The 23769-nt window shown below is 45.2% G+C and carries 18 protein-coding genes; 7 read left to right on the top strand and 11 right to left on the bottom strand.

Translation table 11 applies throughout. The features are described from left to right. Positions 1-5: 5 nt before the first annotated feature. The 4 genes from SCB77_RS23010 to SCB77_RS22995 all read right to left on the bottom strand — a co-directional run bounded on the left by SCB77_RS23010 (position 6) and on the right by SCB77_RS22995 (position 6375). Positions 6-1442 carry a RagB/SusD family nutrient uptake outer membrane protein gene (locus SCB77_RS23010; protein WP_320184356.1) on the bottom strand — a complete coding sequence of 479 codons (1437 nt, stop codon included), beginning with the start codon at positions 1440-1442 and terminating at the stop codon, positions 6-8. A gap of 13 nt (positions 1443-1455) precedes the next feature. Then, positions 1456-4626 (bottom strand): TonB-dependent receptor domain-containing protein, encoded by a 3171-nt coding sequence (locus tag SCB77_RS23005; protein WP_320184355.1) that lies wholly within the window; start codon positions 4624-4626, stop codon positions 1456-1458. Positions 4627-4730: 104 nt separating this feature from the next. After that, complete coding sequence (locus SCB77_RS23000) at positions 4731-5663, bottom strand: FecR family protein (protein WP_320184354.1); 933 nt, start codon at positions 5661-5663, stop codon at positions 4731-4733. 100 nt (positions 5664-5763) lie between these two features. Beyond that, entirely contained in the window at positions 5764-6375 is a 612-nt protein-coding gene (locus tag SCB77_RS22995; RefSeq protein WP_320184353.1) for a sigma-70 family RNA polymerase sigma factor, read from the bottom strand. A 376-nt stretch (positions 6376-6751) separates the two neighbouring features. Between SCB77_RS22995 and ligD the strand changes: the two genes are divergently transcribed. Continuing rightward, positions 6752-9241: a DNA ligase D gene (gene ligD, locus SCB77_RS22990; RefSeq protein WP_320184352.1), complete on the top strand. Its 2490-nt coding sequence runs from the start codon at positions 6752-6754 to the stop codon at positions 9239-9241. On the opposite strand, the gene ku is transcribed toward ligD, so the two are convergent. After that, positions 9238-9996, bottom strand: a complete 759-nt coding sequence (ku, locus tag SCB77_RS22985) for a non-homologous end joining protein Ku (protein WP_320184351.1) — start codon at positions 9994-9996, stop codon at positions 9238-9240. The two genes, ligD and ku, sit on opposite strands and share 4 nt — an antisense overlap. A gap of 288 nt (positions 9997-10284) precedes the next feature. Between ku and SCB77_RS22980 the strand changes: the two genes are divergently transcribed. From SCB77_RS22980 to SCB77_RS22960, 5 genes are all read left to right on the top strand, one after another. After that, a complete protein-coding gene (locus SCB77_RS22980) occupies positions 10285-11010 on the top strand; it encodes a TIGR04255 family protein (RefSeq protein ID WP_320184350.1) in 726 nt (241 codons plus the stop codon). Between the two features lie 7 nt (positions 11011-11017). Beyond that, positions 11018-11587 carry a hypothetical protein gene (locus SCB77_RS22975; RefSeq protein ID WP_320184349.1) on the top strand — a complete coding sequence of 190 codons (570 nt, stop codon included), beginning with the start codon at positions 11018-11020 and terminating at the stop codon, positions 11585-11587. 19 nt (positions 11588-11606) lie between these two features. Next, on the top strand, positions 11607-12245 hold the full coding sequence (locus tag SCB77_RS22970; protein WP_320184348.1) for a hypothetical protein: 639 nt from the start codon (positions 11607-11609) through the stop codon (positions 12243-12245). Positions 12246-12582: 337 nt separating this feature from the next. After that, positions 12583-12801 (top strand): hypothetical protein, encoded by a 219-nt coding sequence (locus SCB77_RS22965; protein WP_320184347.1) that lies wholly within the window; start codon positions 12583-12585, stop codon positions 12799-12801. A gap of 101 nt (positions 12802-12902) precedes the next feature. Further along, on the top strand, positions 12903-13286 hold the full coding sequence (locus tag SCB77_RS22960) for a hypothetical protein (protein WP_320184346.1): 384 nt from the start codon (positions 12903-12905) through the stop codon (positions 13284-13286). Between the two features lie 49 nt (positions 13287-13335). Here SCB77_RS22960 and SCB77_RS22955 read toward each other — a convergent pair whose 3' ends face one another. The 6 genes from SCB77_RS22955 to SCB77_RS22930 form a co-directional block, all read right to left on the bottom strand. Continuing rightward, positions 13336-14439 carry a glycoside hydrolase family 88/105 protein gene (locus SCB77_RS22955; RefSeq protein WP_320184345.1) on the bottom strand — a complete coding sequence of 368 codons (1104 nt, stop codon included), beginning with the start codon at positions 14437-14439 and terminating at the stop codon, positions 13336-13338. A 412-nt stretch (positions 14440-14851) separates the two neighbouring features. Further along, positions 14852-15484, bottom strand: a complete 633-nt coding sequence (locus tag SCB77_RS22950) for a hydrolase (protein ID WP_320184344.1) — start codon at positions 15482-15484, stop codon at positions 14852-14854. 75 nt (positions 15485-15559) lie between these two features. Beyond that, complete coding sequence (locus SCB77_RS22945) at positions 15560-16927, bottom strand: alginate export family protein (protein WP_320184343.1); 1368 nt, start codon at positions 16925-16927, stop codon at positions 15560-15562. A gap of 111 nt (positions 16928-17038) precedes the next feature. Further along, complete coding sequence (locus SCB77_RS22940) at positions 17039-18808, bottom strand: amidohydrolase (protein WP_320184342.1); 1770 nt, start codon at positions 18806-18808, stop codon at positions 17039-17041. 60 nt (positions 18809-18868) lie between these two features. Continuing rightward, the gene (locus tag SCB77_RS22935) at positions 18869-19555 is read right to left on the bottom strand and encodes a hydrolase (protein WP_320184341.1); all 687 of its coding nucleotides are present in this window, start codon (positions 19553-19555) and stop codon (positions 18869-18871) included. Between the two features lie 410 nt (positions 19556-19965). Further along, positions 19966-20544, bottom strand: a complete 579-nt coding sequence (locus SCB77_RS22930) for a Crp/Fnr family transcriptional regulator (protein ID WP_320184340.1) — start codon at positions 20542-20544, stop codon at positions 19966-19968. A 418-nt stretch (positions 20545-20962) separates the two neighbouring features. Here SCB77_RS22930 and SCB77_RS22925 point away from each other — a divergent pair, with 418 nt between their 5' ends. Beyond that, the gene (locus SCB77_RS22925) at positions 20963-23752 is read left to right on the top strand and encodes a glycoside hydrolase family 2 protein (protein ID WP_320184339.1); all 2790 of its coding nucleotides are present in this window, start codon (positions 20963-20965) and stop codon (positions 23750-23752) included. The last annotated feature ends 17 nt before the right edge of the window (positions 23753-23769 follow it).

Genomic DNA, 23769 nt, shown 5'->3' with positions numbered 1-23769 from the left:
TTCACTTAATTTTTAAAGGGCATGATGTATGCCGATGTTTTATTTGCTACCAATACTTTATTCATGTCATAGGCCATGGTTACCACGGCACTGCCCGTGTCGTAGGTGAAATCGTCCAAACCTCTATTTAAGGGTATAAAATCTGGGATTATTGCTTGTATATGTGCGTCCGTCACGTTGGCGTTGTTTAGTTGTTCGCGTTGTGATACCGGAAAACGCATGCCTAGGTCCGTCATGCGGCGCCCTTCAGCGATGAATATCTCTTGGCGCATAAGGTAGATCAGGTATAGCGCATCATCTTCGGTTGCCACGGCGTCGATCATGACTGCCGTCACCTGTGTGCCCGATACGCTGTATGCGGCAATATTGCCCTGTTTTCTATCAAGCACCAGTCCTGATTTTGCCGGCGATGCCGCATCAAATTTCACCTGCACGGCGGTCAACGGATAATCTCTCCGGTTTCCACCGTTGCGTGTTTCCCTGCTATCGTTGAGCTGAACGACGGGGCGCTTGCTCACGGTATTGCTCAGCAGATCCTTTAACATCTGTTTAGCTGCTGGAATGTTTTGCTGCGCAACCAAGGCTTCAGCGAGGATTAGGTAGGCTTCTTCCGCTTTTGCGATCGCAATGGGCTTCTCGTCATCGAAAATAGTGCTCGTTTGGTGAAAGTATTTCGGATCTAGGAAGTCCAAACGAGGCAATGGGGCAAAAGAATTGGTTGTGCTGGAGAAAATCGCACTTTGAAAGTTATTGGATGGACCGCTCTGCGTGCCATATTTCACTTGGCGGAGCATCAGTGGCGAAGCTATGATCTGCCGTGCTAGGGCCGAGGCTTCCTCTACATGCCCCATACCATAATGGCAGCGCGCCATCAGCAAGGTACAGGCTTCCTTATCTGCCTGCGTGTTATACAGGGTAGCGGCTTCGCTAAGTAGCGCGATTGCTTTGGTAAAAAGCTCGCTGGGGGTTTCCACTACGCCAAGTGTGCTGGTAGGGATGCCAACATACAATTCGGCGCCTAAAATATGCGCATAGGCTTTAAAGAATAGTAGTTCTGCTTTCTTTGCAGCTTCTTCTGGCGTCTGATCGTAGGTGAATCTGTTTAACCCAAATGCACTCATCTCCATTAATTTATGAATGGTCGCTTGGATATTGGTGACGTCTCTGTCGAAGTAATTGAGCTCCGGATTGTCAAATACCTTGCTACTTTGCGTATAGTTGTTAAAGTAGTTGTCAGATACCAGTTCCGTGAATTCGACAACGGTACCGACGGTTAAGCTGGCCTGCCGACGTACGCCGTCCAACCAAATATCTTTGGATTGTGAGCCTTCGACAAAGCGATCTTCGGTGACATAGGGGTTGGTAACTTCGGTGAGCTCACAAGCGTTGAACAGCAGGGTAGCGCCAGCCAATATGCAATAGGATAGATATGTTATTTTCATGGTGTTTAGCAGATTAGAGAGACATTTTTACAGATACTAAAAATTGACGAGGAGCCGAGTAGGTCGCGTAGGAGATACCTCCTGTCGTTGCGCGCCCTTGCCCTTTAGCGGCACCACTGATGGTGGCTTCTGGATCAAAGGAGGATGTGGCAAAGTTGAACGGGTTCATGACCGAGCCGCTGATCACGAGGCTTTTTGCAAAGGATTTGATGGCATGGCTCGGTAAGGTATAGCTCGCACCAATTGTACGAATCTTGATGTAGTCCGTTTTTTCAATAAACATGTTCGTAAATTGCAACCAGCGTGTACGTCCAAATTCCGAATCGATCTCGCCTTGCGGAATACCTTCATCGCCAGCACCATAGTTGTAGCGAAATTGGCTGTCCCAATTGTTTGCGTAAGCACCTTCTTGGTAGTCGGCATTGGCAAATACATTCAGTCCCTTCCATTGAAAATTGACGCCCATGCTTCCAAAAAGATCCGGAATGGTGGTACCTAGATACTGTAGCGGCGTGGTCGTGGCAAGGACACCGTCTTCACCAAATTCGCCATAGGCACCGCGGATAAATCCGATCGGGTAACCTTCTTGTACGACGGTCTGTATGGTACGCTCACTAAATCCAGCTATGTTGAAGGGAGCAGCACCATTAGAGGAGAGTACCGTGTTGTATAGGGTGTTGACCGCGAGGTTGAATTTTAAGGAGGTATGTTCTTTTTGGATGGCCATAATCTGCGTCGAGAATTCCAATCCACGGTTTAGGATTTTCCCGACATTGCGTAGGGCTTCCGCTTCTGCGGTTGATGGAGCAGCAGGTACGGAAAAGAGTGCATCGTTTGTTGTCGCATGGTACATGCCTGCTGAAAGTGTGAGGCGATCTTTCCAAAAGCCGAGGTCGAGGCCCGCTTCAAAGGTACTGGTCTTTTCTGGGCGCAGGTCTACCCCCGGCATACCAAATGAACCCGCTTGGTCACCCAAATATCCACCAAAGCTTACCGTGCGTAAGTTTTGGAAGGAAGGTGGGAAATTTCCGGCAAGTCCGTAGTTACCGCGCAACTTGGCGGATGGCAAAAAGCTCAGATGATCTGCCCACCAGCTTTCTGCTGATGGAATATAGGAGAATCCTACTTTTGGGTAGTACTGTACGCCGATGTCCTTACCGAAAGCACTATTTCCATCGCCACGTAAACCTAGATCGAGAAATAGCTTGTTTTGCCAGCCGAGATTCGTTTGCACATATACACCGTAATTAACGACTTCATCCACAAAGCTGTTGCTACTGGTCACAATGGCATCGGCGATAGTCCTTGCGCCATCACGCACATTGGTGCCATTGTAGGCTACCTGCCGATCTTCGTTTCGGAAGAGCTGTCCGCCTACAGTAGTCACGGCGGAAAAGTCGCCGATTTCCGCTTTATGTTGCGCGTTTAGCTCGAGGGTAAGCCCCCAAAATTTACGTTCGCCACTGTTGATGCTGCCGCGATCGGTACTCAGGTTGCCCGTGGTGTGCGTTAGGTATTCGTTGGTCTGTATCGTTTGGTTGCGTACAACGCGGTAGTCTATACCGCCAACAGCTTTCACATTGATATTGTGTGTGGGCCTGTACTGGAAGGTTTGCGCTGTTTGGAATCGGTTCACGATGATATCATTGTCCTGCAGCCGTTCAGCGGTATGGACAAATGTTTTCATATTGGCAAATTCCTCGTCAGAAAGCTCGTCGATACGCGGGTTGAAGCGCGGGTTTGGCCCGGTCACGGCCGAGGCTCCACTTTCCGCATACCAAAGACCGGTATAACCGCCTTGGTTACCGTTACGCGTACGCTTGTAGCTGTTGTTCACAAAGGAAAAGCTACTCTCGTAGGACACCTTATCATGCAGCTCGGCCTTAAAGCCTGTACGAAGGTCGAATCGCTTGTTTTGATTTTGCTTAAATATTTGTACGCCCGAACTATTGAGGTATGCTCCGGTAACGCTGTAGCCTACTTTCCCACTGTTTCCGTTTACCGCTACATTGTAGCGCTGGAAAAGCCCGGGTTCAAAAAGCAGTTCTTTTGTACGGTCGAAGTGCAGGAAATCTGTCGTGGCGCGTTCTGCCCCAACCGTAGCCTCTGCGGAGACACTGGTGCGGTCAGCACCGCCTTTTTTTGTGAAGATCTGGATGACCCCATTGGCGGCGTCCGATCCGTAAAGGGTGGTGGCTGCACCACCGTTTACATATTCTACACGCTCGATGTTGTCAATAGGAATATCCGCTAATGCGCTCACGCCGGATCCCTGTGCACTGCCGCCACCAATGGTCGAAGCGGTATTCAGGTTATCCATCCGAACGCCGTCGATGTAGATGACAGGCGTAGAGTTCATAAATGCCGAAACCACACCACGTGCGCGAATCAATGATGTTGCCCCCGACTGTCCGCCCGTGAGGCGGATTTGTGCATTGGGTAATTTTGATTGCAACAGCTGATCGAAGCGCGTGGCGGGAACCTTTTCCAGTTCCGCGCCGCTGATACTGGCTACGTTGGTGGAGAGGCGTCTTTTGTTGATGTCCAGGCCTTGGCCGGTAACAACGACTTCGTCCAAGCCAAAAAGATCTTGGGCGAGGTTAATGGCTAGAGATTCATGTGCAGCACCGGCGGCTATGCTCACATCTTTTGTCTTGTAGCCCATAAAACTGATGCGAAGTTTCAAGAACTCGCCGTCCTTGCCGCGCAGGCTAAACTGTCCATCGACGCCGGTCTGTGCCGAGCGGTTGCTGCCTAGCAGCAAGATCGTTGCTCCGGCTACTGGTTGTCCGGTTAGTTCATCCTTAACCGTTCCACGTAGGGTTACTTCCTGTTGGTTGCTGCTTAGCTGGCGGGAACTGTTGTTAGGGTTATCCTTTGCGACGTGCAGCACGATGATTTCGCCTTTGATCTGAAATCCTACGCCAGTCCCGGCTAGCAGATCGGTAAGTATGACATCCAACGACTGGTTGGCGCGATAAGGCCTTGCTGTTTTACCGTTAAGAATTTCCTTGTCGTAGACCAGTCGTTTTCCTGCCGCTTTGGCAACATGCTCTAGTGAACGCAGTAGTGAACTTTCTTTGGCCTGCATAGCATAAATAGCTGTACTAGGCAATAACTTACCGTGAGCTGTTGTTCCGGTCCAAAGACAGGCTCCGGTAAGTAGTAATAGGTAACTTTTCATGGTTTTCTTTTCTGTACTGTTTGTTGAGTTTTGGTTTCCTTTACCAGACCTATTTAGTTTTGCGCGCTATCCGGTGTTCAGTTGCCAATTGTTTATGTATGTGATTATTTCTTGATCGAGCTTATCGTTACTTCATTTCCTTGAAGGCTGTATTGCGTTCCTGTCGCAATACAGATGATTTCTAGAATTTCAGACATCGATTCCGTAGCTTTAAATTCTCCCGAGAAATGATGATCATTTTCTAGCCCAGCTTCTATCGTGATGCGTAGCGCAAAGTGCTTTTCTAGCTCTTTAGCGACTTCAAGAAGATTGTTTTCGTTGAATGTAAGGTACTGCTGCTGATCGTTGTCCTTCCGGAGCTTAAACGATCGGTCGTGCTGTGCATACAGCAGTGACTCCTGAGCCATTAAGGTGAATTTCTTGGTAGAATCACGCCGGTCAAACACGCGTACCTTACCCGTTTTTACGAAGATGCGCCAAGCCGACGCGCCTTTTTTTGCATGAATATGGAATGAAGTACCCAATACTTCGGTCTGCATGTTTTCACCCGCTACGACGAACGGTCTGCTTGCGTCTTTCGCTACCTGAAAGAATGCCTGACCATCGTATAGTTGCACTTTTCTTTTTGCAGATGCTGCGAAGTCATTGGAAACAACCAAGCGGCTGTTTTCACCGAGCGACACCGTGGAGCCATCGGGCAGCGCTATATTTTTTGTCTCGCCATAGGCGGTTGTATAGGTTTTCGGTGAATTTATAAAGTAGTAGGAGAGACCTATAGTAAAAAGCAATAGCGCGGCCGTGCTGGCAATGGCCGGCCAAAACCATACGCTTTTGTGTTTTACGGGATCTGTACTATTTGTCGCTCCTTGGATGTTAGACCATAGCGATTTTTCAATTTCGCTTAGCTGCTTTGTATCATGCGGAAGCGGCTTTTCCTCCAAGGCGGAGAACCATTGCGCTAATGCTTGGTCTTCCTGCTTTGTTGTTTTCTTCGCAAGGTAATTTTGTATAAGTTTCTTGATGTGTTGTATCTGCATATAAGTGTTGTACTTTACTTATATGTCTAAAAAAACAGGCTTAGGGGCTAGTCAAGTGCATTATCAAACAGTTAACAGTTTGTTAAGAATAACACCTGCGCTATTGCAGGTAACCCACGCTGCCGAGCAGCAATAGATAGGCGGCGTCACCAAGCTGTATACGGAGTTTCTTTCGTGCAGCGGCCAAATGGTTTTTGACGGTATCCTCGGAAATATGAAGATTTTTCGCTATTTCCGAAATGCTCATGCAGTCCATAGTACGCATCCGGATCACTTGTTGCATACGCGCAGGTAGTTTGCTGATTTGTAGTGCTATTTCTTCTTGAAGTTCTTTTAACAGACTGGGGTCTACCGCCTCTTGAAAACTTTCCACAACTAAGCTTTCTAACGGAATATCTCTTTTGGCGTTGCTTAACTTGGCTTGCAGCTTCGTTAACGATTTATAACGCACCGAACTGAACAGATAGGCCTCCAATGAGGTCTGTATATCAATATGATGCCGGCGATCCCAAAGGTTTATAAATAGTTCCTGTACAGTGTCTTGCGCTTCATCGCCGTCCTGCAGTAGATTGAAGGAAAACTGATACAGTGCTTTCCAATATTTTTCGAACAGTTGATTTAAGAAAAGATTGGCCTCGGATTCACTGGCTTGTAATAGGGACAAGTTCTGGAGGTCAATGCTACGTTCATTTGGGGAAATTATGCGTCTCATGTTGCGGCAAAACTAAGGTTCACAAATGAATTGATAATTAAGTGGAGATGAGTTTTATATTACCTAGCGCGCGGTTGGTGCCGATCGAATTGGTCAAACCCACCCTCCATTAGCTCTCCACGTTTGAATGGAGAGCTTTGCTTATGAAGTTGTGCCCTTGGGAGGGGCTACACAATAGTTCAAACCTAAATATTTTGGATCTAAATAAAAGTGATTCAAGTCATTATCTTAATTATTTAAACCATGCGTTCTCCTTTTCTTATACAAATCGGCATCCCAGCCGAGTCTTCCGCACTTCGCTAAGCTATCCTTTATTTTAAGCGAAACAACCACTCATCCACAAGAACCATTGTAGGCATACGCTTGTTATTAGGCTATGGCAGCCCTAGAAGCATACAACAAAAAGCGAGATTTCGATAAGACAGCGGAACCAAAAGGTGCTGCTGCCCGCAAAAGCAAGAAACTGCGTTTTGTGGTGCAGCGGCATCATGCCTCGCGCCTGCATTACGACTTCCGACTGGAAATGGACGGCGTGCTGAAGAGTTGGGCGGTGCCCAAGGGGCCATCCTTATACCCCGACGACAAACGGCTGGCCGTGATGGTGGAAGACCATCCGCTTAGCTACCGTACCTTTGAAGGCGAAATTCCTAAAGGAAATTATGGCTTCGGTACCGTATCCATTTTCGATTCGGGATATTATACCGCTGTAGATAATGTACATACCGAGCAGGATCTGCTGGAGGACTTAAAGCAAGGGAGTATCAAGATCGTGCTGCATGGCAAAAAGCTCAAGGGCGAGTTTGCTTTGGTGCGCATCAAGAATCCGCAGGAGGATAATGCCTGGCTGCTGATCAAGCATAAGGACCGCTACGCCGTCGATGAGGCCTACGATGCCGAAGATGAAGTAAGCGCAAAGGTGAAGGAAGCAGGACGCTCGTTCCGGAAACAGCAGGGAAAAGCTAACACGAAGGCGGCTTCTGGTAAAACAGCAGAACAGGATAAAAAGAAAAACGAAAAGAAGGGGTCGGCGACCCTATTGGATCCGATGTTGGCGGTGCTGTCTAAGGCTGTTCCCGATGATGGCGATTGGATCTATGAGCAGAAGTTCGATGGCTTTCGCGCCTTGGCCGAGATCAGCAACAGCAAGGTATCGCTCGTCTCGCGCAACGGCATAAATTTCAATGAGCAATTTCCGTCCATACAGGAGGGCCTGCAAGGGCTCGACAGAACCTTGATTTTAGATGGAGAGATCGTGGCAGAGGACGCCAAGGGCAAGGCCAATTTCCAGCTGTTGCAGCAGGGCGAACCGCTGCCTGCCCGCTACAAGCTGGTTTACTATGTCTTTGATCTCCTAATGCTCGATGACAATGATCTTCGGGACTTTCCCCTGCTGGAGCGTCGCGATCTCCTGCGCAGGCTTTTTGCCAAGATCTCCGCGCCGCAGATTAAGCTTGTTCCCGAATTGAAGGGAGATGCCCTGCAGAAAGCCAAGAAGCACAATTGGGAAGGGGTAATGGCCAAGGAGGCCGGCAGCCGCTATCATTCGGGCAAGCGTTCGGATGCATGGCGCAAGCTAAAAATCCAGCAATCCCAAGAGGCCATTATCGTCGGTTTTACCGCGCCGAATGGCAGCCGCATCGGCTTTGGTGCCTTGGTGTTGGCGGTGTGGGGCGCGGATAAAACCTTGCAGTATATCGGCAACGTCGGAACGGGCTTTACGGACGAACTGCTGCAGGACCTGCATGCCAAGCTGCAACGACTGCTCGTAAAAAAGAAACCTTTTCCGGCTACGGTAAAGGTAGCGAACGAAAAGAAGGTAACTTGGGTCAAGCCCAAGCTGATTGCCGAAATCGACTACGCCGAATGGACAGGCGATGGGCACCTGCGGCATCCTGTTTTTAAGGCCTTGCGTACAGATAAAGACGTCGCCGATATTGTCAAGGTGGAGGCCGTGCAAGCGATGTCCAACGAACGGGAAATACGCTTCGGACGAAAGGTCTTGAAGCTTACGAACCAGCAGAAACTGTATTGGCCCAAAGACAAGATTCGAAAAGGCGATTTGCTGCATTACTACGAGCAGGTAGGCGAGTTGATGTTGCCCTACCTGAAGGATAAGCCCATATCCCTCAATCGCTTTCCAAATGGCATTGAGGAGGCCAGTTTTTTTCAAAAAGATCTGGATAAGAAGCTGGGGCCTAGCTGGTTGAAGACCGTGGAGCTGGAGTCGGAATCCACCGGCGATACGGTAAATTATCTGCTCTGTAATGATCTGCCTACCTTGCTCTGGATTGCCAATATGGGCTCTATAGAGATTAATCCTTGGCTGGCTACCTACCGCAAGCAGGATAGGCCGGTTTTCGGGGTATTGGACCTGGATCCCAATGGTGTAGATTTTAAGACGGTGCTGGCCATCGCAAATACGGCACATGATATCTTAGAGGCGGCCAATGTCCGCAGTTATGTGAAGACTTCCGGATCAACCGGACTGCATATTTATATTTATGTAGGGCAGCAATATACGTTTGATGTGGTGCGCGATTTTATACAAATGCTGGCCGAGCTGGTACATGAACAGCATAAAAAGGAAAGCAGCTTGGAGCGTTCGCCCAGTAAGCGGAAAAACAAGGTTTACTTGGACTATATGCAGAATAAGCGCGCCCAAACGGTTGTCGCTCCCTATTCGGTGCGGCCGAAGCCCCTGGCTACGGTCTCTACGCCGCTAGACTGGTCGGAGGTAAATGACGAACTGACCATACAGCGCTTTACCATGGAAACGCTGCTTGAGCGTATCGCGGCGCAAAAAGATCCTTGGGCAACGATTTTCGATGAACCCATTGATCTTAAGAAGGCCATTTCTGCGTTCTAACCGAGACTGGCTTTTAGTTTCGCGAGCAACTCCGAGGCCTTGGTATGTTCGTTGTCCACATTGATCTTGCGGATAGTTGCCCGTTTGCCTTGTGCTTTTTTCTTGATAATCTTGAGCAGCTCCTTGCTGTACATGTTCCGGTAGCCTGAGATATCAAAGTCGGAGCTGTTCTGCTTGATCAGCTTCACGGCCATATCCATTTCCGCTTTCGCGATGCGGCTGCTTGGTATCTTCAGGTCGTCGTTTTTACGGATTTCTTCTTCAAACCTTAGCTTGTTTAACAGCAGCATCCCTTCGTAGGGGCGCACGATGGCCAGATTTTCCGTGGTACGCATCACAAAGGTGCTCAACCCCACATGACCGGTTTTCTCCAAGGATTTATAGAGGAGGGAGTAGGCCTTTTCGCCACCTTTCTGCGGCTCCAAATAATAGGGCGTGTCGAAATAGATGCTATCGATGTCCCGTTCCTTCACAAAGGTCTGCAGGTTGATCATCTTGTTTTTCTCGGGCATCGCCTCCTCAAAATCGGCTTCCTCCAGCACCACGTATTTATCTTTTAAAAAGTAGCCTTTCACGATATTCTCCCACACGACTTCCTTGCCGGTCTTGTCATTAACCCGCTTAAAGCGAATGTTAGATAGGTCTTTCCGGTCCAACATATCGAGATCCAACTGGCTGCTTTGAATCGCACTAAAGATTTTAATTGGGATATTGACCAAACCAAAGCCTATTGCCCCTGTCCAAATTGCTCGCATAGTATTTTTTAGCATAGAACAATGCTGGAGGGCTTTTAGATTTATTTTCTCTGCAGGATAGGACGGTTATCATGAAATCGTATTTGCCTTCCACAGTGAAATGAAAGTCGCTACCGGTAATGCCTTGCTCATTGATAATGGCAATGTCAATACTTTATGTTTTCACGATTTTTAACGTCTAAATATAAAAAAATATGTATTTTAGGTAAGCATTAGGGTTGTCGTGTGGTTTTATTGCAAAGAAGTTAATCTTTAACAGTTCACAGATAAATAGATAAAGAACATTGTATGTTCCCAAAAAGTATAAGTCCATATCGTTTACGTGATGCCATTGTAGAGGTAAGATATTTATCAAAGCTACCATTGGAGATTCTGCTTGGGATGTTTTTTACTTCCCTTGATGAGTCCTACAAGTATCAGCGTAGACCTGTTGGACCGCAATCGTTGCCAATAGATCCTTCGCAGCAGATGCAGTTGGTGACAGGCGGGAACTCTTTATTTTACAACGACAGTATCAAATTTGAGTTTTTTCCTAACTCGATCGTTTTCAACTGCTTGGAAGAGTATTTAGGATGGGATAAATATTTTGGGGAGATTAAGAAAGTACTTCATCGTATAGATAAGCTAGCACAGTTTGAATCTTATACGCGCGTAGGATTGAGGTACATCAGTCAATATGAAGGTATTGACCTTAGAACTGTCACCAAGTTCGAGTTTTCATTTGGTATGCCCGATGTAAGCTCGGATAATTTCCAATTCAGATCAGAATTTGACTTTGGAGATTCCATACGGGCGGTGTTGGGAATTTCCAATAATTTGCAGGTATTAGGTGCGGACAACCTAGCTGCTCGTCTTTCGACCATTGACATCGATATTATTAAACCAATAGACGTACATACTTTGGATAATCTTTTAAAAGAGATCGAGCTTGTGCACGAAAAGGAAAAGGAAGTGTTTTTTAATATGCTTCAACCCGATTTTCTTGCACAACTGCATCCAGTTTATCAAAAATAACAACGTTATGACAACATTTGCAGCGGATACCTTGCCGGTCGTAGTCGATCGAAAGAAAAGAAATATTGGCGTAGTACCCGATACAAGGAGGGCAGATACTTCCTTTGCTGTCGTTATGGGCGCATCTTCAGATACCTATACACAAATTAACAATGATTTTGTCCATAGTGACATGGTCTATATATCTACCTCGGTTAGCAATAGCTTAGTCGAGCGGGGACGTGCTGATACAGATTTCATTAATTATCTGAGCGATTTTGAAGTGAAGTATCGCGATCTTTCGGAAGAGAATGATATGGTTCCGTATGATTTTGCAAAAGGTTGCTTGGTAAACTCGCTTGATTTTCTATTAAAGATGGAACCCGAAAAATTATCTGTCAGGCCAACTTACGATAACACGATATTCTATACATTTATCAAAGCCAATGTGACTGCTTATATCAGCCATTTTTTGATACAAGAAGATGACGATGACGATGAGCTCGCGTTTTCTGCGTTTCATAATGGTGAAAAGCTGCCAAGTTTTGCAGGTGACTTCTCAAGCTTCACCCAAGCCTTTGTCGATACATATCATTAATGGGCTTCAGGAGGAATAGATGTCCATTTACCCCGTAGAAATATTGCCCTGCCCTGAATTTAAGACGATAGTTTGCGATCTGTCTGACTATTTTTTGATCCGTACGACGAAATCTAGCGAAGGAATAATTGATGCGCTAACGGGGAAAATTGATGTTCAAGCGATCTGTTCGCCCAAAGAGCAGATTGAAGACCTGTCGACCAGTCTGTTTGGAATTTACAACCATGGTCACGTCCCTGTCGAACTTACCCAAATGGGAAAGCGCGAATATGCAGTCTCTTGCAATCCAGATCAGCAGGTAGATCCGGTGCCGGTTTTTGACACCCACTTTACGCTACAGCAGCACAAGGGTAGCTGGATGGTCGCGATCAAGGATATCAAAGGGAAGATCGCTGATTATACGATGGGTGAAAACAGGGACCAGTTTCAGGCTATTTGTAATGTGCTACATACACCGATGCTTTGGAACTATTGGCACTTTTCAGTACGATGGTATCTAGTGGAACAGGGGCAGTTCCTCGCCGATGTGGAAGACCCTAAATTAGCCGGTAAATACAAAAAGCGCTTAGGTCATGAAGCGAGGTCACTCATCGCTCAATTTGCAGTGGCCTATGCTTCGGATGTTGTCCCTATTAATCATGCTTGTTATATACGCTGAAAATTGAATAATGTTATGCCAAAAATAAGATGTATTTGTGATGATGTAATTAGCCTAAGTGAAATACCGAGTTCCAATCAATACCTGATGATAGCAGATGTTTCTTTTGAGAAATATTTTGATATAGAGATTAAAGCCGAGGAGTTGTATAGCGAAATGAAAATAGTTGCGCACTGTCCGAATTGCGGCAGATTACACGTTTTTTATAATGGCTTTGATAAAGAAGCTGTGATCTACAGAATTGATGAATAGTTTTTTTATTCAACCTTTTTTCCTCGACAATCGCGTATTTTACGCACAAACTATCAGGTTTCGAAAAAAATCGATCAAATAACTTATGAAACTCGAAATCAAAGCTGTTAATTGCACCGAAGACAACGACTGGATGGTCAAACTGGCAAACGCCGATAAGGAGATATTTTACATCATGAGTTCTTCTTTTTATAGCTTTTACAAGCTCAAAACGCCAATTTCAAAGCGAGAAATAGATTTTTATGAAACAGGACTTTGGATTAATGTGGAAGCAGCTTTTTTGGGAGGTAAGAATGTGTCGTAAAAATTTGTTACCCTTAGTTTTTGAACCTTAGCATATAGCGTCAATAGAGTTATGCTGGACGAAGAATTATACGAAAGCTATTTAAATAAAAATCTATACATATGTTTTCTTTTCATTCTGATCGATACTTTACGATTTTTGACGTGCGAATAAGCCATCGACAGGTGCTGTTGAGATCTCAAAAAGACGAGATTCATCCTGAAAATATGGATATTATCTTTTTTGATACTGATTTTATTCAGTCGGGCATTAACTTGTTTGGCCTGACAATTCGCGAATTTATTTTAGATGAAGCGCTTAGTCATCCATTTGAAAATTTGGCTTACAAGGGGCAATCCTCGCGAGGATTTCTATTGGAAACTGCAGATAATTCGTTTTTTATGATTGCCCATTCTTGTAAGGTTTTTACCAATAAGCTAGACTTTTCAGAAAGTAGCCTAGATTTTCGATATGACAAAGGGGGTGAGGTTTCAAGCAGTTCCTAATTCTTTAAAACTGCTCATCTCGCGAGTGTTTTTACAAAGCATGAAGCAACTACTCCATTAAAGCGAGCACGCACCAGAGGTAAGGCGATTGCCCGTGGTAGTCGCCTACATGACGCGGCCGATCATAATAATACTGTTTATCGTTCTTTTTATTGGTTCCTACGCATACTTCGCGCACGTCGCCGTTATCATTGATGTAGGATACCAGCGCTATCCAAGCCTTTCTCGCGGCTGGCGCGTAGGCTTTTTCATCAAGCCAACCGTTTTTGACGCCTGTAATAAAGGCATAGGTAAACATCGCCGAACCCGATGTTTCCGCCCAGGCATCCGCCTCGTCGATCAATTGATTCCACATGCCCTCCGCTGTTTGGTATTTCCGTAAGCTTTCCATCATTAATTGGTAACCCTGAAGTATACGTGGCCGGTGCTGATGGTTTTCCGGAAGGTAGCGCAAGAGTTCCGTAACGCCGGCAGCCATCCAGCCATTTCCGCGCGCCCAATAAAAGGGCACATCCGGCGCATGGTAGAAGAGACCGTTAGGTCGTTGCAGCTCATCAAGGTACAGCACCATCTCGGCCGCAGCACGATCGAGGTACTTTTGCTCTTTGGTGACCCTGTAGGCCTGCGTCTGCAAAATGGTGATCATATACATATCGTCTATCCAAAGGCGCGTTTGCCAGGAGTAGCCTTTGCTGGCCCATTCTTTTTCCTTTGCAGTCGCATTTTCTGGTACCTGCCACTGACTGTCGGCATAGGGTAGCCCCAGCTCGAGATACTTTTTATTTTGAGTGGTCAGGAAAAACTCCAAAGGCAGCGTACCAAACATATTGAGGTCGACATGGTTCATGGGTGGCAGCAGCTGTTTTTCGCGGTTGAAGAGCGGATCAAATTTATCCTCCAGCAGCTTAATCAACTGCTGGTCGCCGCTGCGGGCGGCAAATTTCAGCGCGCCGGTCCAGTTGAAGGTTTCGGGGTAGCTGATCCACTTTCCGGCATGCAGCATATGCTTTCCGGCAACAAATCGGTAGGCGAGTTTTTTGCCCACCTGCTCGGGCTGGTAGCCATCTGGGAAATTCTGTAAGGCATCTTTTTGCGCATGCGCGGCTATACAAAATAGCCACAGACAAAGGGAAACGATAGGTTTAATCATCATCGATTAGATTTTTGGTATATCCAAATGTCGGGAATACCTTGCTTAAAAACCGTTCAATGTTTTGTCGATCCGTATCAAATTTTAATTTTCCGCGTGCAATACAAAATAGCAGTTTGATTTCCGATGGAATAACTGCATAAAGAAATGTTTCTCCTTCGTTGTAAGGGTAAAGTTTGTAAAAAGGTGCTTCATCCGTTTTCCGAGCGCGGAATAATGGTTGAAAGCACCTAGTTTGAAGAAAAACTATAAACCTAATCTTTTAATAATCCGATATCCTTACACAAGAGATACCGGTGATAACGAAACTTTCTTACCCATTCTTGCCGTTTTTTCTCAGTAAAACAGGGGTTCCTTGATTTGTCTTTGAAGAGACATACAATCGAGTTGCCGTAAGAATTGCAAAAAGCCTATTTTACCAACGTAGCGTTTCAACAAAAAAAGAACCGTTCTCCATCAAGCCGTCAAAAAATACGGGTTTGGTATCCAGACGATTCCAGTCTCTTTGCAACTCGCACGCATATTGAGTAACCGATGATAGTTGGACGCCCGCTTGTTCCATTCTACGCAGTGCCGTTTCGTGAGCGATGGTTGATGTCCCGCCTATAGCGTCCACGAGTGTATATATTTCATATCCTTCTTTTATTAAATCCAGTGCTGGAAATGCTAAACAAACTTCCGTCCACAAGGCACATATAACTAGCTTCTTTCTGTCTAGAGCCTTTACGGCTTCTTGAAACTCCTTGTCTTCCCAAGAATTCACAGAAGTACGATCTAGTTCTGGAATGTCTGATAATATGGATTTTATGTGCTTTAACGTAGGCTTATTAATACCGCTCTCGACATTTACAGTTGTCAGGACGATGGGAACATTAAATCCCTTTGCCAGCTTGCAAACGGTTACGATGTTTTTTACAAGCGTTTCGTGATCCATTGATCGGACGGAATTTACCTGCAGTGGCTGATAATCGATAAGGATAAGTGCCGAATTTTCTGGTGTAAGGAGGTGATCCGTTTTAGTATCTCTGATTGGTTGAATGCTGCTCATGGAATTGAAAAATTGTAGTTGATAAATATTTGTATAGCGAGGTGATCTAAACTATTAAATGTATTTTCATATCGATTAAAATGTAAATTCTAGTACCGAGCCCACAAAAAATCCGTCTTTGTGCTGTTTGACCACATCGTCTATGAAATTTCCTGTTTTGAAATATTGCAAGCCGGTATTGAAATTCAAAAAGCTATTGATATCCCATGAAACGCTGGTGAGATAGGCTGTACCGATAAAGCTTTCGGACGATCCCGAGGATGATAAAACGAACAATCCGTTAGGTCCATAAATTCCGTCCTGATGGGCATAGCGCCAATTAAGCACCACATTAAAGTCAACAGCTACATTATCGATCAGCTTCCAAAGTATAGATGGATGGAGATCTATCAGATTCGCTGGACCTACCTGCGGGTTGAACCCAAAGTAGCCACCTTTGGGATACAATGGGTTAAATGTTCCAAGGCGGTCGTCACCTTTTGTCTTATCGCCCGATATGTAGTCGTGGCGTAATTTTACGACGGGCGCACCTTGTATGTTATCAAAGGAAAAGCTGATTTCTGCAGAGCAAGTCCAAGCACTTATATCACGGTTGCCAAAATTCCCGAACTGGTAGGCGCCTTCAAAGTTATAGCTGAAGCCCTTTTTGTTGCGCCAGAATCTGGCACCTACCGTGTGTCGTAGTTCGTTTCCTACACCATCATCATAAGTGGCATTGGCGCGATCAATGCCTAAATAATAGAGGTCGACGTTCATGCTGTGCGCGTTGCCGAAGGTGCTGTAGGTTCCCCAAAGGTTAGGCTTTCGATTAGAGACGTTGTCAAAAACACCGAAATTCACTTTGCTGTCAGCTAAAACAAATGCATCTACTTTCAGCCTAGGAGAATGATATGCTGTTTTGATACCATCAAAATACAGACGCAAATTGGGCCCATTTCGGACGTCCACAAGGCGACCGCTTCCATACTGCATCTCTTGGCGACCTAGACGTAGTGTAAGTGACTTGTCTGCATTTTTATAGGGGATGATATCTAGGAATAGATTTTGAACATTCAATTTGTCTTCATCAATTCGACGGGGACCATTTTTACGACCATCCTCTAATCCGCTTCGCAACTGACCAAACAACCTTAAACGATCTCCCACGTGAAAATCCACATGCGTATTATAGCGTTGTAACCAGAAAATATCTGTTCCCAATCCGGTCTCGCCCCAATCTTCATTGACTGCATAATCCAACTCTTGGCGCATGTCGAATCCTAAAGAGAAATAGATGTTAGCCTGATCAGACAATTGGATATATTTTATCCTGTTGTGCGCAGTGCTCGTGCTATCTTTAAACGTTGAATAGTCTTCATCATAGCGCAGTAATTTAAACGGCTGCGCTATGGTACCCACCTTTACGGACAACATAAAAAGATATACTAATAATACCTGCTTCATCCTTTATCTTTTAATTGCTGAGCTAGCTAGGTCTTTTCTGATAAACAGATAATATGCTTTTAAACATTATGGAGGTTCCAAATGCGTAAATGTAAAGAAATCATTGTCATTTTAATTTTGCTGGTAGCCTCCGAAATACTTTACGGGCGACCAAGCCGGGACGATTTCTATTGGGGGAGGAGATACATTCTTGTAGTCATTATCTCCGTAAACCACACGTCCATCTACTATCGTAAGCTTGCTACTAATTTTCTTAATGTTCTCATCGGAAGTTGTAAAAAAATCATCGTCCAAAATGATGATATCTGCAAAAAAATCTTTCTTGATTTTGCCCTTATTGCTTTCTTGAATCAATTCGTAGCCTTTATGCGTAGCCAATCTTAACGCGGTAGTTCTGTCTATTGTATTTGCGTTGGCCATTACTTGGTTGCCACCTACTGTTTTACCCGTAGTGATCCAATAGAGTGCTACCCAGGGATTATAAGAAGCCACGCGTGTCCCATCCGTTCCCAATCCTACAGGGATATCTAGTTCAAGCATTCTTTTAATAGGCGGAGAGGTCAGCGCTTGTTTTTTTCCATAACGCTTAATAAAACTCTCTCCTTGGTATGCCATTCGGTGTTGAATTGCAATACCACCACCCAATTTTTTGATGCGTTGCAAATTTTCTTCGCTTATCGTTTCTGCATGGTCAAAAAACCAAACCAACCCTTCTAATGGAGTTTCCTCATCCACTTCTTCGATCACATTCAAAAAACGGTTGATACTTTCGTTGTAAGTTGCGTGAAGTCGAAACGGCCAACGGTTGTTTACCAATATTTTGATTACCCTTTTCAGCTGAACTTCCATTATCGGAGAAAGTTCTGGTCTCGGGAACAGAAAATTTTCGAAATCAGCCGCGTCACTAACGATGTTCTCACCGCCACCGCTAACATAGTAGTCCACTTTGTTTTTCGGTCGCTCGGCATGTAATTCCACCATGCCTATCCAACGGGCGAAATCTTCATATTCTGTACCTTTTTTCTGCGCGAATAAAAAATGAGGCAACCTGATTGTTATTTTTCCTTGCTCGCTCAAGGCATTGGTAATACTATAATCGTCGGGAAAATTTTGAAAACCTCCGCCAGCATCCATTACGCCTGTTACACCCAGTCTATTCATCTCTGTCATAAACTGGATCGTAGAATTTACCTCTTCGTCTTTCGTCAGTGTGGGCAATTTCGCCAAGGTGGAATACAGGATAAATGCATTTGGCTCTGCAATCAATAGCCCCGTCGGATTCCCTTGCTCATCTTTTTGAATTAGTCCTTCCGCCGGGTTAGGCGTGTCGCTATTGATATTCAGTTTTTTAAGTCCGGCTTTGTTTAACCAAGCACTTCCATATAAATAAAGAATAAAGGTAGGCACATCTCCCGTCGCTTCGTTAATTTCCTCAATGCTGGGTAGTCTTTTCTCTTCAAACTGATATTCGTTCCAGCCGCCTACAACACGTATCCATTGTCCTTCGGGCGTTCTGGCCGCTTGCTCCTTTAGCATTTGCAAAGCTCGTTTTAAAGATGTCACACCATCCCAGCGAAGCTCCATATTGTAAAAACGTCCGGCACGGATAACATGCATGTGGCTATCAAATAGTCCAGGGATAACCCTTCTTTTCTGCGCGTCTACAACAATGGTTTTTTCTCCTTTTAGCAATAGCATTTGTTTGTTAGACCCCGTTTGTAGGATTTTATTTCCAGAGATCGCTACTGCTTGGACTTCGGGATTTTGATCATCTAAGGTTGATATTTTGCCGTTTGTGATGATTATATCAGCCTGTTGCGCTTGCGTTACGAGCGATACGGTAAACAGCAGGTAGAACGCGATAACGTTGATTGTCTTCATTTTCTTTAACTTAATTTAAAGGCAGGCGCTCTTCATCCTGCCTTTTCGAGTTTAATTTTTTTAATGTTTTAACATATCGCGGGCATATTGAACACCAATGCCATAGGCACCACCAAACCTGACCACCAAATCGTTTACCGGCTTATACGTTTCCTGCCTAGCCCAGTCCCGCTGCAACTCAAGTAAGTATTGTAATGATGTAATGGGCTTCGCACCCGCTTGTATCATACGTGCGATGGAATGATCATGCGCATCCTTAGATACATCGCCACAAGCATCGGTAATAATGTAAACCTCATATCCTTCGCTGATAGCAGACAAAGCGGGTCCTACAACACATACGCTAGTCCAAAGACCTGCCATCACAATCTTCTTTTTGCCTTTTCCAGAGATCGCCTTGTGTGCATTAATATCCTCCCAAGTATTCATTGTCGTACGGTCTATATACGTCGCTGTGTTTGGATAAAATTCTAAAATTTCAGGAAATACTGGCCCCGCAAAGGATTTTTCGGCAACCGTTGTTACTACAGTGGGGATGTTAAAAATCTTTGTCGCACCGGCGATAAGACCAACGTTGTTTCTCAATTCAACGGTTGAAATGCTGTGTGTCGCGAATGCCATTTGCCCCTCATGATCGATGAGTAACAAAGCATGGTTTTTCGGGTCCAACATTTCTGGACTTGGCTTCTGTGCAAAAGCAATGCTCGAGGCTAAAACTAATTGGAGTGCTAAAATTACTTTTTTCATATTAAATCGTTTGTTTTGATATTCAGTTATTTATCCGTTATTGTTAAATGTAGCTGTGCAAGATGCCCTAGTTGTTTGTCCTCTGCAGCGGGAATTTTCAACAGGCAGTTAAACAAGCGTCTTCTATTTGGGATGTTTTCTAAACATAATGAATAAGCAACCCATACTTTTATAAGTCGTCGACACCAGCTATAAAAATGTGATACTATATGTTAATAGCTATAGTTTATAATATAAATTTTGATGATTATTTTGGATATTCCATTGAAATATCGTCCGATAGTTTTGTGTTTACTTTTCATAGTGCAACAAAAATCGAATAATAAACTTTCATTTTCATTTAACTCGTTTAAGAAATAGAAAAATCAAAGAAATTTTCCTTAGAAAGGAGGGGATATGAAACACTAATCCTATTTTGTAGCTAGTCGTTTTCGTATTGTGCTAATAAATTCCGGCGATACACCGAGGTAAGAGGCAATGTAGTATTGCGGCACGCGTAACGGGATTGAAGGATATAATTCGATGAACTCTAAGTAACGTTCAGTGGCTGTTTTACTAATGGTTGAGACGAGTCGATTTTGAAGTCTAGAAAGGCTTTTTTGCACTAGCATACGAAACACTCTTTCAAATTTCGGAATAAAAGTTAGTAACGCTTCTTTACTGTGGGGAGTAAGTAAGAACATCTCGGTATCTTCGGAAGCTTCGATGTAGAATCTAGATGGCGTTTTGTCATTAAATGAGGCAATATCGGTTACCCACCAATCCTCGACGGCAAAGGAGAGCGTAACCTCGGTTCCTTTTTCATTGATGTAATAAATTCGAGCACAACCCTTATTTATATAGCCTTCAAACTCACAAATTTCCCCTTCGCGTAGCAATATTGTTTTCTTGGGGATGATGCGATGAGTCAAAATACCTGTAAACAGTTGGATCTCTTCTTGTGTTAACTCAACACACTTCGTGACGTTTTCTAAAATTTTTTCGTACATATTAATTGATGAAATTAAACCAAAATTTTGTTAGAGATAGTGTTATTCCTAACCTTTCAAAGACATTTCTTTATCGGAGATAACTATCAGATTTTATTAGATTTGATGGTACTGTTTCTACGCTTCTGTTATTTGTATATCAATTCTTTAATTTTATTAAGTTTATCTTGCAAATTTAAATCATCCAAATCAGCTAGAAATTTAACTGGATTAAGAAATGAAGTAAAATTTCATCGATTCACACGTACTAATAGAAATACAAAACAAACCAACGTTTTGTTTTGTCTTCCAGCGGAATGAAGTTTTAGAACGCCAGCGGTGGGGGCGTATGAAAATGGACAAAACCACTCCACCCACTATTCTTCTTTTACTATGTTTCTGTCTGTTTTTTGCTTACATTTAAGCTACTTAACAGCTTATGATGCGTATCCAATTTTATCTACTTATACTTTTATTGCTGTCGACAGGCAGCTACCTGCGGGGTCAACAAACGGAAAAGATGATGCTATCCGGCAGCAGCCGAGAAGATGCCAAGGTATGGCAGTTCTACTGCACGGCGGGCCGGCAAAGTGGTCAGTGGACCACGATCCACGTTCCTTCCTGTTGGGAGCAGGAAGGCTTTGGGGCTTACAACTATGGGCACGACAAAGATATGGCCTCGGAACGGGGGCTATACAAAACCTCCTTCAAACTACCTGCACATTGGAAAGATAAGCGGATCTATATCGTGTTTGATGGCTCCATGACAGATACCAAGGTGGAGGTCAATGGCAAGCAAGCCGGAGAAATACACCAAGGTGCATTTTACAGGTTTAAACGGGAGATCACCGACTTGGTGAGTTTTAAGAAGGAAAATCAACTGGATGTTGAGGTCAGCAAGATGTCTGCCAATGCCAGCGTAAACAGCGCCGAGCGCGAAGCCGATTTTTGGGTGTTCGGCGGAATTTTCAGACCGGTTTACCTCGAGGCGGTGCCGCACACACATATGGCCTACAGCGGTATCGATGCCAAAGCCGATGGGAAAATCAACTTGGAGGTAGTCTTGGATAAGGAGCTTGCGCAAGCGAGCCTGCAGGTCGATATTTTCGACAGCCAGACGGGCGAAAAGAAGAAATCCTTTACCTCCACAGCGGCGGCATCGGCCAGCAAGCGGCTGCTGGCAAATGCTTCTGTTAGCGATATCAGTCCATGGTCCAGCGAAAATCCGCATCTCTATCGCGCGGTTATTACGCTGCTCGAGCGCGGCAAGCCCGTACAGCAGACGATGGAACGATTTGGTTTCCGCACGGTAGAGGTCAGGGAGCGCGACGGCCTGTATATCAATGGGGTAAAGATGCGCTTCAAGGGTGTTAATCGGCATTGCTTTTGGCCCACCACGGGGCGAACAATCAGTCGCGAACAGAGCTTGCAGGATATCATGTTGATCAAGGAAATGAACATGAATGCGGTGCGCATGTCGCATTATCCGCCAGATAAGCACTTCTTGGAGCTCTGCGATTCCTTGGGGCTATATGTCATCAACGAGCTTTGTGCTTGGCAATCGCCGCCCTATGATACGGAGGTGGGCACCACGCTGCTCACCGAGATGCTGACGCGTGATATCAACCATCCTTCGGTGGTGCTTTGGGCAAACGGCAATGAAGGTGGGTTCAACCTGGATCTGGATCCGCTCTTTGGCACCTTGGATATACAGCAGCGAACGGTGATTCATCCTTTTGGGCTATTTGGGGGAATCAATACGGTACATTACATCTCCTACAATAGCGGTATTAAAAATATGTTCAACGGAAGGGATATCTTTATGCCTACCGAACTGATACATGGGCTGTATGATGGCGGGCATGGCGCCGGACTGGATGACTTTTGGAATCTGATGCGTTCCAATCCCTTATCTGCCGGTATGTTTCTTTGGGATTTTGCCGATCAGGGCATTGTGCGAACGGACAAAGATGGGTTTGTTGATACGGATAAAGACCATGGCGCCGATGGTATTGTCGGTCCTTTTCGGGAAAAGGAAGGCAGCTTCTTTACGATTAAGGAGATCTGGTCGCCTATACATATGGAGAAGAAATATATCACCGCGCGTTGGGACGGCTCCTTACAGCTAGAAAACCGGTATGATTTTACAAATACCGCCCAATGTCGGTTCTCCTACAGCATGAAAAAGTTTAACGCCGTAGATAGGGAGGGCGAAACCTATCAAGATACGATTCTGTCGCCGACCATTGAGCCGGGGGCTAAGGGGATGCTCGGTTTACAATTACCGGCAAACTGGAGGGATTTTGATGTGCTCTACCTGAAGGCCGAAGATCCCAATGGCGAAGAGCTCTTTACCTGGAGTTACGAGATCAACACACCGGCCCGTTTTGCGGAACGTGCTACGGTAGCGCGGGACAAGGCTGGCGCCAAGCTGGTCATGACCGAGACAGATAGCCTGTTTCGCCTACGCCATGGCGAAACAACGGTAGCCATCCATAAAACGACTGGATTGTTGCAGGGTATTGTTACCGCCAAAGGGGAAATCCCTCTCTCGAATGGTCCGGTATTGATCAGCGATGAACAGCTAACTTGTACCGGACTCACATCCACGGTTTCGGACAGCCTGATCCGGATCGATGTGCGCTATGCTTATCCACGTGGTGGCGAGGCTTACCGTTTTTCTTGGACGATGAAAAGCAATGGTATACTGCAATTGGATTACGACTATCGGCCGCGCGATCGCATGGAGATGGCGGGCATCAGCTTTAGTTTTCCCGAGCAGGGCGTACAAGGGGCTACCTTATTGGCAAATGGACCCTATCGGGTGTACAACAATCGCATGAAGGGTGGTCGTTTAGGTATCTGGGAGAAGACGTATAATGATGCGATTACGGGAGAGGATTGGGACTATCCGGAGTTCAAAGGCTATTATTCGCTGTTTTATGGTATGCGCTTGCACACGGCCGTTCCTTTTTCCGTGTATTCCTCCGCTGAGGATATCACGCTACAGCTGTTCACGCCATCTATACAAAAGCAGTACGATAGGCAGCGTAATTATACTTTTCCGAAATATCCGAAAGGGGATATCTCCTTTATGGATGCTATACCTGCCGTGGGCACGAAATTCTCGGGTCCGCAGGAAATGGGACCGCAATCGCAGCCGCATACCTTTAAAACGTTTAGCGCTACGCCCAATATGATCAATCGTCTGTACTTCGATTTTCAATAAGAAACGGATAAAGCAGG

Source organism: Sphingobacterium bambusae (assembly GCF_033955345.1).
Taxonomy (GTDB): domain Bacteria; phylum Bacteroidota; class Bacteroidia; order Sphingobacteriales; family Sphingobacteriaceae; genus Sphingobacterium; species Sphingobacterium bambusae.
This window is presented reverse-complemented; position numbering and strand designations above follow the sequence as displayed.

Excerpts from the sequence above, each read along its gene's own strand:
- SCB77_RS23010 (WP_320184356.1), bottom strand. The coding sequence starts at position 1,442 with ATGAAAATAACATATCTATCCTATTGCATATTGGCTGGCGCTACCCTG.
- SCB77_RS23005 (WP_320184355.1), bottom strand. The coding sequence starts at position 4,626 with ATGAAAAGTTACCTATTACTACTTACCGGAGCCTGTCTTTGGACCGGA.
- SCB77_RS23000 (WP_320184354.1), bottom strand. The coding sequence starts at position 5,663 with ATGCAGATACAACACATCAAGAAACTTATACAAAATTACCTTGCGAAG.
- SCB77_RS22995 (WP_320184353.1), bottom strand. The coding sequence starts at position 6,375 with ATGAGACGCATAATTTCCCCAAATGAACGTAGCATTGACCTCCAGAAC.
- ligD (WP_320184352.1), top strand. The coding sequence starts at position 6,752 with ATGGCAGCCCTAGAAGCATACAACAAAAAGCGAGATTTCGATAAGACA.
- ku (WP_320184351.1), bottom strand. The coding sequence starts at position 9,996 with ATGCGAGCAATTTGGACAGGGGCAATAGGCTTTGGTTTGGTCAATATC.
- SCB77_RS22980 (WP_320184350.1), top strand. The coding sequence starts at position 10,285 with ATGTTCCCAAAAAGTATAAGTCCATATCGTTTACGTGATGCCATTGTA.
- SCB77_RS22975 (WP_320184349.1), top strand. The coding sequence starts at position 11,018 with ATGACAACATTTGCAGCGGATACCTTGCCGGTCGTAGTCGATCGAAAG.
- SCB77_RS22970 (WP_320184348.1), top strand. The coding sequence starts at position 11,607 with ATGTCCATTTACCCCGTAGAAATATTGCCCTGCCCTGAATTTAAGACG.
- SCB77_RS22965 (WP_320184347.1), top strand. The coding sequence starts at position 12,583 with ATGAAACTCGAAATCAAAGCTGTTAATTGCACCGAAGACAACGACTGG.
- SCB77_RS22960 (WP_320184346.1), top strand. The coding sequence starts at position 12,903 with ATGTTTTCTTTTCATTCTGATCGATACTTTACGATTTTTGACGTGCGA.
- SCB77_RS22955 (WP_320184345.1), bottom strand. The coding sequence starts at position 14,439 with ATGATGATTAAACCTATCGTTTCCCTTTGTCTGTGGCTATTTTGTATA.
- SCB77_RS22950 (WP_320184344.1), bottom strand. The coding sequence starts at position 15,484 with ATGAGCAGCATTCAACCAATCAGAGATACTAAAACGGATCACCTCCTT.
- SCB77_RS22945 (WP_320184343.1), bottom strand. The coding sequence starts at position 16,927 with ATGAAGCAGGTATTATTAGTATATCTTTTTATGTTGTCCGTAAAGGTG.
- SCB77_RS22940 (WP_320184342.1), bottom strand. The coding sequence starts at position 18,808 with ATGAAGACAATCAACGTTATCGCGTTCTACCTGCTGTTTACCGTATCG.
- SCB77_RS22935 (WP_320184341.1), bottom strand. The coding sequence starts at position 19,555 with ATGAAAAAAGTAATTTTAGCACTCCAATTAGTTTTAGCCTCGAGCATT.
- SCB77_RS22930 (WP_320184340.1), bottom strand. The coding sequence starts at position 20,544 with ATGTACGAAAAAATTTTAGAAAACGTCACGAAGTGTGTTGAGTTAACA.
- SCB77_RS22925 (WP_320184339.1), top strand. The coding sequence starts at position 20,963 with ATGATGCGTATCCAATTTTATCTACTTATACTTTTATTGCTGTCGACA.